The organism is Microbacterium sp. SLBN-111, assembly GCF_049739645.1.
Classification (GTDB): Bacteria; Actinomycetota; Actinomycetes; order Actinomycetales; family Microbacteriaceae; genus Microbacterium.
Window position 1 is genome coordinate 3,514,019 of sequence record NZ_JBMGQH010000001.1, and the last position, 11,376, is coordinate 3,525,394.

Here is an 11,376-nt window from a genome sequence, read left to right on the forward strand (position 1 = left end):
GTCATTCGGTCGTGAGGCCGAAGGGCTGTTCGCCCGTCGACGCGGCGAGGCCCGCCTTCGCGTCTGCGCGGTCCACCAGGGTCGGGCCGTCCGAACCGTCCACGGAGGCCAGGGCCACTCCGATCCCCACCACCGGGACGACGGACGTGCCCAGCGCGGACAGGTCCGTCACGATGCGTTCGTGCATGATGCGCACCAGCCGGCGGTGGTCGGTGGCGAGCGCGGTGGAGAAGGCGACGGACAGCCCCGTGGCATCCGTCTCGCCGACGAGAGCCATGGTGGGGGCGTGCCGGCGGACGGAAGAACGGAACGCCTGCGCCATCTCCTCGGCTTCCTCCGGCCCGAAGGCCGTCGCCACCCGTCGCAGATCATCGACGCGGATGCCGATGACGCAGAGGTCCTCTCCGGCGGCGCGCGCGCGAGACACGAGGATCGTGAGCACCGTGCCGAACGACTCCCTCAGCAGCACGCCGTTGCGATCGACGATGAGGTGCCGCGTCTCGGGATTGCCGCGTAGCGTCGATTCGCTCGAACGCAGGACCGCGGTGACCACCACCGCGGCCACCACGAGCGTCATCGTGAGGAGCGCCGACATCTCGGTTCCGAAGTAGGTGCGGAAGACCTCGCTGTCCGGCCCCTCCGCGAGGAAGACGATGACGCGCAGGGTGAACCACACGGCCTCGATGGTCAACACGACGGTGAGACCCGCAGCGCTCCACCGTCGACCGATGGCCCCGCGGCGCGTCTCGATCGCACCGAGGACGGCGAACAGGGCGTTGCCCGCGAAGAGCGGAACCGCCCCCGCCCAGTCGCCCTGCGCCCCGTCGATGAGCGCTGCCACCATGACGACGAGAAGCGCCACCGCGGTCACGATGACGGGGACGCGCAGCCGACGTCCGTTGAACGCCACGCTCCCGAGCCAGATGAAGGCGGTCGCGGCAACGAAGGACCCGTTGCCCAGGACGATCGCGATGAACGAGCCCGGGACAGCGAACCATACGAGGTAGCTGACCGCGGAGAAGAGCCCGGAGAGGAACGCCGCCGCCCATAACCGCCCCGGTAGCGCGTCGCGGAGCATGAGGGTGTCGAGCAGGTACATGACCGCCGACACCAGGATCACGAGGGCGGCGGCCGTCTGCAGGCTCAGCGGGTCGAAGACCATGGTGCCGCGCCTCCCTTCTGGGGCAGTCGCACGGTGAAGACCGAACCCGCCCCGGGCTCGCTGCGCACCGTGATGTCGCCGCCGTGGGCGCGAACGATGTCGCGGCTGATGGCGAGTCCCAGGCCGCTGCCGTGGACGCTGGAGTTGCGGACCTCGTCGGCGCGGAAGAAGCGCTCGAAGATGCGCCCCTGCTCGTTGGCGGAGATGCCCTGGCCATCGTCGGCGACGCTGATCACGACGGTGTCGTCCTCTCGTCCGACGGACACCGTGACGACGCCGTCACGGTGGTTGTACTTCACAGCGTTGGACAGCAGATTGTCAACGACCTGACGCAGCCGATGCGCGTCGACCACGGCCGGGCAGGCGCGGACGTCCGTCGCGTCGATCCGGATGCCATGCGCCGCCGCGCGCGGAGCGGCCGAGGTCACCGCGCTCTCGACGATCTCCGCGACGTCCGCCACGGCAGGATTCAGCGCGAAGCCGACACCGTGGCGGGAGGCCGCGGACATGGCCAGGATGTCGGCCACGAGCTCGCGCAATCGCGTGGCGTTGCGTTCCGCGATCTCGAGCTGCTCGCGCGTGGCCGGCGCGAGGTCGTCATCGTCCAGGGCCAGTTCGAGGTAACCGATGATCGAGGTGAGCGGGGTGCGGAGCTCGTGGGAGACGCTCGCGACGAGGTCCTCCCGCGCCCGGAGCGCCAACTCCTCCGCCGTGACGTCGCGCGAGACGACGACGCTGCCGCTGTCGACGCCGTCGTGCGAGGGCAGTCTTCGAGCCGTCACGTTGAGCGCGCGCCGGTCCTCCCCCGGTACCCCGTACCAGACCAGCTCCCCCTCGAAGACCTCGCCGGACCGCGCACGCGCGAGGGGCGTCTTGTCCGGCTCGAGGGGCGTGATGCCGTCGGCGCTGAACGCCGCCGACGACGGCGCGAGCGGATCGGCGCTCGCCTGGAGACGGGCGTGCGCCTCGTTGCTGACCGCGTACTCCCCCTCCGCGGTGATCCGGATGACGCCGAAGTCCACGGCATCCAGGACCTCCGTGACCAGGTCGCCCTGGCGCCGGGTGCGTTCGAGCGAGCGCCGCAATTCCGCGGACTGGTCCTCCAACAAGGATCTCTGGGCGCGCGTACGGCGTGCCGCGAAATGCGACATCGTCGCGAGGGCGGCGAGCGTGAACGGCAGCACGAACGTGGATGCGGCGATCCGCTGGGCCTCGTCGAATGCCTGGTAGGTGATGATCGCCGAGGCGGCCGCGGTGACCCCGACGACCCCGGCGATTCCGGAGACCGAACCGAGCCACATCGCCGGGAAGGCCCACAAGAGGCCGATGCCGGCCACGGGCGCGCTCTCGCGCATCACGCCGATCGCGACGATGTCGATTGCCGGCGCGGCGATCACGAGCCAGGACGGCAGGGCTTCGCGGGCGGTCAGCACGACGAGCGCGGCGCAGGCGAAGATGATCCCCGCGCCCGTCAGGAACAGCGTCACATCCCGGATCTGCCCGAGCACCAGCGTCACCGCCGCGGCGAGCACGGTCGCCGAAGCCTGCAGCAGTTGGCTGGTCAGCAGGCTGCGGTGAAGACCGAGCCGCTCGCTCGGCGACGGGCCGGACATGGCCTCGACCCTAGCGCGAGACCGCCGCGCGGGCCGGTTTTCCGCGCCAGACACCCGGGTCGGGCGCGTCCAGGGCGGCCGCGCGACGGGTCAGAATCCGAAGTCGCCGCCGAAGTCGCCCCCGAAATCCCCGCCGAAGTCGTCGAACCCGCCGGCCGGCGTCGGCGACACCCGGATCGTCGAAGGATGCCGCGTCCCCGCCGTCCGCTGTGAGGCCGTCCTCGTACCCGGCGGCGTAGCCGGGGTCGAAGAGCGAGCCGACGAGCGCGGACCCGACGACGTACCCGCCGATCGTGCCGAGCATCGACGCGCCGAGCATCGACCCGAAGCTCGGACCGCCCATGCCGCCGCCGAAGGATCGTCCGCCGAACGTGCGTTCCATGAATCCCGGGCGGCTGTACTCGGCGCGGGTGGCCGCGCGCGCGAGCGACGCCGGATCGTCTCCGGACGGTCTCTCGGCCGCCGGCAGCCCCGACGACAGCTCCCGCAGGACCTGCTGTCGCTGGCTCGGGGTGAGCCGCGCGAAGGCCTCGGCGTGCACCTGCTCGACGGTCTCCGTCGGCGCGGTCCGCAACAGGTAGCGGTACCGCTCGAGCGCCCGGGCGTCGTCGGACGAGGGATCGGATGCCGTCCCACCCGCGGCCGGGGGCGGGGGTGGGGCGTACCGCCCCTCGGCGTCTCGGGATCCGCTCGCCGGAACGTGGGCGGATGGCGGCGGGGGCACACGACGGTCGTCGCCGCCCGAGCCGAACAGTCGATCGAGGAAGCCCAAGAACGCCCTCCTGGTGGTCGGGGCTCTCACGCTAGGGCGAATGCCTTGGAGTCGCCTGTGCCGTCGGCATCCGTCATCCCTGCCGCGCGAACGCCTCACTCGTCCAGCGCGCGAACAGGTCCCACGGGTCGTCGACGCCGTGAGCGAGCGCGGCGATGTGCGCGTCGAGCGCCTCGCTGCGGTCGAACCACTCCGACCCGCCGAGACGATCGGCCGCGAACTGCGTGTGCCGTCGGCGCTCGACCGTCCGGTCCCCGCGCTCGAACGCCAGCAGCTCGTCGTGACGGATCGCTCGGAGCCTCTGCCGCGGCTGCGCACTCGTCCCGATCTTCACGCGGTCGCGGAATCGCAGGTAGTACACGACGTCGACGCGCGGCGGGGGCAGCTCGGCATCCACGGGCTCACCGTGCCGCCACTCGCACACCGCGCACAGCCACCCGCTCGGCCAGCGCACACCGAGCCGCGAGCCGCACAGCAGGCACGGTGTCGGCAGCACGTCGGTGACCCCGTCGCGGCGCCCGACCCATTCGGCGGCGGCCCCGAGATGCGGATCGCACAGCTCGACCGGCGCACCCGCAGCCGCCGCGCCACCGCAGCCGGGCACCAGACACCGCGAGGAGTCACTCATACGCAGGACCGTACGCGCGGCCTCCGACACCGCCGCCGGTCAGTCCTCGGCGGCCTCCGGTGCCTGCATCCGCAGGAAGAGCCCCGCGTACGGGCCGAGCTCGAGCGCGAAGCTCTGAAGCTCGTCGACCCGGCCCACGACGTCGCCAGTAGCGGCATCCACCGCGGTGCTCTGCGGAACGAGCCACTCGGAACGCACGGTGCCCTCGATGCTCTCGCCCGAGAAGTTCAGGACGGTGATCTGCAGCGGAGCATCGTCTCGGCGGCGGTCGCCCCCGTCCAGCCGGTGGACCATCACCAGCATGCTGGGGTGCCCGACCTGGGGGATGTCGACCTGGGAGGCCACGGCGATCTCGTTCTCGCTGCGGATCCGCAGGATCTCCCGCAGCCCCGACAGGAACGAATCGGGGTCGGCCTGCTGCTGCGCGAGCGATCCGTAGAGCGATCGAGCACGCGGCATCCCGGATGCCGACGTGGCGGCGTCGGGGGCCACGTCGAGGAGATCGTGGGCACCGCGCTCGATCCACCGCGTGTCGCCGGACGAGATGAGATGACGCACCTCATCTGCCGGAAGCGTGAGGGAGCCGGTGAGGTCCCATCCGGAGAGGGCGAAGACGCCCGGCTGCCAGGAGTTGTACTTGGCCAGCAGCAGATGCGCGTCGCGGATCGCGGGGACGTCGGCCTCGGTGATGTCGCCCAGCGTCGCCTTGCCCTGCGTGGCCGCGATGAGCGACGTCGTCGTGCACGCGATGCCGTTCTGCGTGAACACGAGGTTGTAGTCCGCGTCCACCGTGAGGGCCTGCGTGAGCTCGGCGCGGACGGTCTCCGCGATCTCGGCGCCGGTCGACTCGCCGTGGCGGAACGGGTAGAGCGTGTCCCGGTGCGTCGTGGCCCAGTGCACGAGTTCGTAGGTCAGCTCGTCGTGGTTCTGCATCCCGTGCACGAGCTGCACCGGCTCCACACCGGTCTCGAGCGCGGTCGTGAGCGCCAGCCGCAGGAACTCGGTGTTCGCCGTCGCCAGCGCGTGATGGTATCCGGGGCGCGTCACGAAGTCGTACGACAGGTCGGCTCCCACCGCGCCGGTGTCGCGGATGTCCTCCATCGTGAGGTTGAGCTCCTGGAACGTGAAGCCCCCGACCTTGCGCACCATCCCCGCGATGATGTGGTTCGCCGCGTGCGAGAGCGGGTGGCCCTCCGACCACGCCGGAAGCCCCTCCGCACTCTTCTCGACGCCGAGGAAGCCGTTGGCATCCAGGGCGCAGCGCGCTCGTCCCGAGGTCGCCGAGGGAGTGCAACGCGTCGCCGATGACCAGCCGCATTCCGGCGAAGGTCGGGTCGAGCCAGTTGATCGAGGGCTGCCCCTCCTTGAAGTAATGCAGGTAGACCCAGCGCCGCTCGAGTCCGTCGGTACCCACGACCGGAGCCGTCGCGCTCCAGTTCGTCTCCTTCACCCCGGGGGTGTAGAAGATCACACGCTGCAGCTCGCCGATGATGTAGCCGCGGGCGCTGAGCTCGCGCTCGGTCTCGGCGTCGAGATTGACCGAGTCGCGCCCGGCCGGAACCTCCGGCAGCATCCCCCAGTCCTCGCGGGGGATCTCGACCATGTGGTAGATCCCGGGATAGTCCTTGTACGCCATCTCCGCGAGGCGGAAGTCGGCGCCCTTGCCCGTGTGGCCGGGCACGATGTCGTCGATGACGCTGCCGCCGTGGGCGTCGGCCACGTCGGCCATCCGACGGAACGCGTTCTCGTCACCGAACTCGGGATCGATCTGCGTGCTGATGCGGTCGAAGTGCCCGTCGACGCTGGGCGTCTCCTGCCAGCCGCTGATCCCGCCGGCGCGCTTCACGGGACCGGTATGGATGCCATTGATCCCGACCCACTCGAAGGCTTCCCACAACGCCTCGTCGCCCAGCGCATCGAGGAAGGACTCCCCCGGACGCGCCATGAGGGAGATGGGGTACGCCGTGAACCAGACGTCGGTGGACTCGATCGCGCGGCGCGCATCCGGGCGCGCGTAGGGGTTCCGCCACATCGACGGCTGGCCGGACAGCTGACGGCTCAGCACGTCGGCGTCCTTCAGCATCGATTGACGCACGAGCCATTCGACGTAGGAGGGGTTGCCGCCGTTGGCGTTCCGCGGGTCGGTGAGGAATCGCCGAAGCGTGCCGCCGCGGAACTGATCACGCGGACGCAGACGTCGCGGACGTGCCGGATACCGCTGCTCGTCGTAACTGATCTCGACGAGATTCTCGGCGGCGTCCTCTGCCGCGCCCTCGTCGATCCCGTCCTCCGGCGTCCGTGCCGTCAGCAGCTCGTCGGCGTCGTCCACTCGCGACCTCCTCATGTCGTCGTACCGACGCTAGTCGTGATCGACGACATCGTGGTGAGGGATTGACCCGGCGCGTCGGGAGCTCCGCTCAGGCCGCGCGTCGGGGCCGCAGCGCGAGGAGCGCCAGCCCCGCGGACACCGCGCACATCGCGATGACGACGCCCACGAACCACGACCAGCCGCTCTGGACGAAGACCACGCCGAGGAGCCACCCGAACAGGCTCGAGCCGCCGTAGTAGCCCAGGTAGTACAGCGACGAGGCCTGCGCCCGGGCCTCCGGCACCGCCGCGACTGGGGTCCAGCCCGACGCCACTGCGTGCGCGGCGAAGAAGCCGGCGGTGAACACAACGAGTCCCGCGATGACGACGAGGATCACCGGCACCGCCATCAGCGCCGCCCCTGCCGCCATCACCCCGATGGATGCCGCGAGCACGAGAAATCGCCCGCGTCGCACGGCCAGAGCCCCTGCTCGCGGCGACGAGATCGTCCCGGCGAGGTAGGCGAGGAACAGGAGCGTGACGACGCCCGGCGCGAGCAGGAACGGCGGCGCCGCCAGGTGGAAGCCGAGGTAGTTGTAGACCGCGACGAACGCCCCCATGAGCAGGAACCCCTGCGCGTACAGCGCCAGCTGGCGCCCCGAGCGAAGGTTCACCAGGAGCCGGGCCACCACCGTGGGCCCGGCGATCGCCCGCGTTCGGCCCGGCACGAACCCTCGAGCCCGCGGGACGAGTGCCAAGAAGATCGCGGATGCCACGACGCACACACCGATGACGGATGCCACCCCCCACCGCCACCCCGCCAGATCGCCGAAGAACCCCGACACCACGCGGCCGGTCAACCCACCGACGGTGGTCCCGGCGATGTATGAGCCGGCGGCAGCGGCGACATGGCGGGGATCCACCTCCTCGCTGAGGTAGGCCAGCGCCACCGCGGGGACCGCGCCGAGCGCGACGCCCTCCACGATCCGAAGCGCCAGGAGCACTCCGAGGTCCTGCGCGAGCGGCGACAGCGCGCCCAGCACGGTCGCGGTCACGACCCCGATCGCCATCGCCGCGACGCGCCCGATCCGGTCCGCGACGACCGACCACGGCAGCACAGCCACCGCCAGTCCGAGCGTGGATGCTGACACGGTCAACGCCGCCTGCGCCGGCTGCGTACCCGTCGCCGACGCGATCTGCGGTAGCAGGGCTTGCGTCGCATACAGCTGCGCGAACGTCGCGACTCCCCCGAAGAACAGACCGATGAGGAGCCGCCGGTACTCGCGACTCCCCGGCACGTGTCCAGAGAAGCCGCTCACGTGTGTCGACACTACCCGCTGCGTTGCCTGTCCCGATAAATGCAAAAGGCGTCGGCCGATCCCTGCGAACAGAGATCGGCCGACGCCGATCGACGAATGTGTCTGTATATGCGAAATGGCCACCCAGCGTTGGGTGGCCATTTCGTGTAAAGGAAGTCCGGCGGTGTCCTACTCTCCCACAGGGTCCCCCCTGCAGTACCATCGGCGCTGAGAGGCTTAGCTTCCGGGTTCGGAATGTAACCGGGCGTTTCCCTCTCGCTATGGCCGCCGAAACACTATTGATGTTTCAAAAACCAACAACGAATGTCATTGTTGTGTTCCCGACCGTACATCGAGAACCACTCAGTGGACGCAAGCACCAAAAACGGTGTGTTATCAAGTCATCGGCTTATTAGTACCGGTCAGCTTCACGTATTACTACGCTTCCACATCCGGCCTATCAACCCAGTAGTCTGGCTGGGAGCCTCTCACCATAAATGGTATGGAAGTCTCATCTTGAGGCCGGCTTCCCGCTTAGATGCTTTCAGCGGTTATCCATCCCGAACGTAGCTAATCAGCGGTGCTCCTGGCGGAACAACTGACACACCAGAGGTTCGTCCAACCCGGTCCTCTCGTACTAGGGTCAGATCCTCTCAAACTTCCTACGCGCGCAGCGGATAGGGACCGAACTGTCTCACGACGTTCTAAACCCAGCTCGCGTACCGCTTTAATGGGCGAACAGCCCAACCCTTGGGACCTACTCCAGCCCCAGGATGCGACGAGCCGACATCGAGGTGCCAAACCATGCCGTCGATATGGACTCTTGGGCAAGATCAGCCTGTTATCCCCGAGGTACCTTTTATCCGTTGAGCGACAGCGCTTCCACAAGCCACTGCCGGATCACTAGTCCCGACTTTCGTCCCTGCTCGACCTGTCAGTCTCACAGTCAAGCTCCCTTGTGCACTTACACTCGCCACCTGATTGCCAACCAGGTTGAGGGAACCTTTGGGCGCCTCCGTTACATTTTGGGAGGCAACCGCCCCAGTTAAACTACCCACCAGGCACTGTCCCTGAACCGGATCACGGTCCTAAGTTAGATATCCAGAGTGACCAGAGTGGTATTTCAACAATGACTCCACGAACACTGGCGTGTCCGCTTCACAGTCTCCCACCTATCCTACACAAGCCACACCGAACACCAATACCAAGCTGTAGTAAAGGTCACGGGGTCTTTCCGTCCTGCTGCGCGTAACGAGCATCTTTACTCGTAATGCAATTTCGCCGAGTTCGCGGTTGAGACAGTTGGGAAGTCGTTACGCCATTCGTGCAGGTCGGAACTTACCCGACAAGGAATTTCGCTACCTTAGGATGGTTATAGTTACCACCGCCGTTTACTGGGGCTTAAATTCTCAGCTTCGCCTTGCGGCTAACCGGTCCTCTTAACCTTCCAGCACCGGGCAGGCGTCAGTCCGTATACATCGTCTTGCGACTTGGCACGGACCTGTGTTTTTAGTAAACAGTCGCTACCCACTAGTCTCTGCGGCCACCACACCCTTTCGGAGCAAGTCCTAATAAGTGGATGGCCCCCCTTCTCCCGAAGTTACGGGGGCATTTTGCCGAGTTCCTTAACCACGATTCTCTCGATCTCCTTGGTATTCTCTACCTGACCACCTGAGTCGGTTTGGGGTACGGGCAGCTAGAACCTCGCGTCGATGCTTTTCTCGGCAGCATAGGATCACCCACTTTTTATCCGCATCGTGTCTCAGCCTCAATGAGTGACGGATTTGCCTATCACTCGGCCTACGCACTTGCACCAGGACAACCATCGCCTGGCTTGGGCTACCTTCCTGCGTCACACCTGTTAATACGCTAGCCGCACCAGCATGGGGTCGAGCGTTCACACAGACAACCATCACCCCGAAGGGATCCGGAAAATTCCGTGCTAGGACTCTTAGCACCACTGGATTAGCTTGGGCGGTTCTTCGCCGGTACGGGAATATCAACCCGTTGTCCATCGACTACGCCTGTCGGCCTCGCCTTAGGTCCCGACTTACCCAGGGAAGATTAGCTTGACCCTGGAACCCTTGGTCTTTCGGAGGACGTGTTTCTCACACGTCTTTCGCTACTCATGCCTGCATTCTCACTCGTGTCGCGTCCACGGCTGGGTCACCCCGCCGCTTCACTCGCGACACGACGCTCTCCTACCCATCAACACGGCTGGACCACGAAGGCCTACCAAAAATGTCAATGCCACAACTTCGGTGGCGTGCTTGAGCCCCGTTACATTGTCGGCGCGGAATCACTTGACCAGTGAGCTATTACGCACTCTTTCAAGGGTGGCTGCTTCTAAGCCAACCTCCTGGTTGTCTAAGCAACTCCACATCCTTTCCCACTTAGCACGCGCTTAGGGACCTTAGATGGTGGTCTGGGTTGTTTCCCTCTCGACTATGAAGCTTATCCCCCACAGTCTCACTGCTGCGCTCTCACTTACCGGCATTCGGAGTTTGGCTGACGTCAGTAACCTTGTAGGGCCCATCGGCCATCCAGTAGCTCTACCTCCGGCAAGAAACACGCAACGCTGCACCTAAATGCATTTCGGAGAGAACCAGCTATCACGAAGTTTGATTGGCCTTTCACCCCTATCCACAGCTCATCCCCTCAGTTTTCAACCTAAGTGGGTTCGGTCCTCCACGACGTCTTACCGTCGCTTCAACCTGGCCATGGATAGATCACTTCGCTTCGGGTCTAGGACACGCGACTGAATCGCCCTATTCAGACTCGCTTTCGCTACGGCTACCCCACACGGGTTAACCTCGCCACGTATCGCTAACTCGCAGGCTCATTCTTCAAAAGGCACGCTGTCACACCTACCAGGGGTGCTCCAACGGTTTGTAAGCAAACGGTTTCAGGTACTATTTCACTCCCCTCCCGGGGTACTTTTCACCTTTCCCTCACGGTACTTGTCCGCTATCGGTCATCTGGGAGTATTTAGGCTTATCAGGTGGTCCTGACAGATTCACACGGGATTTCTCGGGCCCCGTGCTACTTGGGATACTCTTCACGCCAAGAACAGGCATTTCGACTACGGGGTTCGCACCCTCTATGACCGGCCATTCAAAACCGTTCGTCTATACCCTCTTGTCACGTCGACTGCTCGGCAGAACAATCAGAAAAGTCCCACAACCCCCAACATGCAACGCCTGCCGGCTATCACACACGCTAGGTTTAGCCTCTTCCGGTTTCGCTCGCCACTACTCACGGAATCGCTGTTGCTTTCTCTTCCTGTGGGTACTGAGATGTTTCACTTCCCCACGTTCCCTCTACCCGCCCTATATATTCAGGCGGGAGTCACCAGGTACGCACGCGCCCTGGCGGGGTTTCCCCATTCGGACACCCTCGGATCAAAACTCGCTTATCAGTTCCCCGAGGCTTATCGCAGATTGCTACGTCCTTCTTCGGCTCCAGATGCCAAGGCATCCACCGTTTGCTCTTAAAGACTTGAAATCACATGAGTTGAATCGTCAAAAAATTGACTAATGATCTTTAAGATCATCTACACCACACAACCCGAAGGTTGCATGGAAGATGCTCGCGTC

General features: G+C 65.7%; 5 protein-coding genes, 2 rRNA genes and 1 pseudogene. All 8 read right to left on the reverse strand.

The features are described from left to right. Position 1 precedes the first annotated feature (1 nt). Positions 2–1,162, reverse strand: a complete 1,161-nt coding sequence (locus RKD05_RS16435; protein ID WP_424711440.1) for a hypothetical protein — start codon at positions 1,160–1,162, stop codon at positions 2–4. Next, positions 1,144–2,775: a sensor histidine kinase gene (locus RKD05_RS16440; RefSeq protein ID WP_424711441.1), complete on the reverse strand. Its 1,632-nt coding sequence runs from the start codon at positions 2,773–2,775 to the stop codon at positions 1,144–1,146. Before RKD05_RS16440 ends, RKD05_RS16435 begins: the two co-directional genes overlap by 19 nt. Before the next feature lie 10 nt (positions 2,776–2,785). Continuing rightward, the gene (locus tag RKD05_RS16445; protein ID WP_424711443.1) at positions 2,786–3,547 is read right to left on the reverse strand and encodes a hypothetical protein; all 762 of its coding nucleotides are present in this window, start codon (positions 3,545–3,547) and stop codon (positions 2,786–2,788) included. A 73-nt stretch (positions 3,548–3,620) separates the two neighbouring features. Then, entirely contained in the window at positions 3,621–4,175 is a 555-nt protein-coding gene (locus RKD05_RS16450) for a GIY-YIG nuclease family protein (RefSeq protein ID WP_424711444.1), read from the reverse strand. Between the two features lie 39 nt (positions 4,176–4,214). Then, positions 4,215–6,519: pseudogene (gene treS, locus RKD05_RS16455) on the reverse strand (maltose alpha-D-glucosyltransferase). 73 nt (positions 6,520–6,592) lie between these two features. Beyond that, positions 6,593–7,801, reverse strand: a complete 1,209-nt coding sequence (locus RKD05_RS16460; protein WP_424711446.1) for an MFS transporter — start codon at positions 7,799–7,801, stop codon at positions 6,593–6,595. A gap of 155 nt (positions 7,802–7,956) precedes the next feature. Continuing rightward, a 5S ribosomal RNA gene (rrf, locus tag RKD05_RS16465) occupies positions 7,957–8,073 on the reverse strand. A gap of 99 nt (positions 8,074–8,172) precedes the next feature. Next, positions 8,173–11,284: ribosomal RNA gene (locus tag RKD05_RS16470) — 23S ribosomal RNA — on the reverse strand. Positions 11,285–11,376 lie beyond the last annotated feature (92 nt).